A 402-nucleotide genomic window follows, 5' to 3' on the forward strand; every position below is an offset into this window, starting at 1 on the left:
GGACGAGGGGAACGGTCGTATCCACGACCAACTTGCCAACGACATGCGGCGCGATGTCGCGAAGCGTCGCCTCCTGCGCGGCAAAGGGCACCGTTACGATGATGATGTCCGCATTCGCGACGACATCCACATTGGCGCCGGCACGCAGTCCATGGCCCAATTCCGCGGCGGCCTTTTCCGCACTTTCGGCGTTGCGCGATCCGATCGTCACGGGATAGCCGGCACGCGCCAGCCGCCAGGCGATCGCAGCGCCCAGATTACCGGTGCCGCCGACGACGGCAATGGCGGGAAGAGTCATAGATTGTCCTTCAATTGAGCGGGCGATGGATGTTGCAGATCGTTCACGATGGTTCAGCCAAGACGACGCGACGCGGGCGCGCCGGCTCGTAAAGCGTGGTGCGT

The 402-nt window shown here is 63.9% G+C and carries 1 protein-coding gene; it reads right to left on the minus strand.

What is annotated here, in order from left to right:
• The coding region (locus C1I98_RS40080) for a prephenate dehydrogenase/arogenate dehydrogenase family protein (RefSeq protein WP_146607986.1) at positions 1-298 on the minus strand (298 nt) is incomplete at its 3' end.
• Between the last annotated feature and the right edge of the window lie 104 nt (positions 299-402).

Source organism: Spongiactinospora gelatinilytica (assembly GCF_003236385.1).
GTDB lineage: Bacteria > Actinomycetota > Actinomycetes > Streptosporangiales > Streptosporangiaceae > Spongiactinospora > Spongiactinospora gelatinilytica.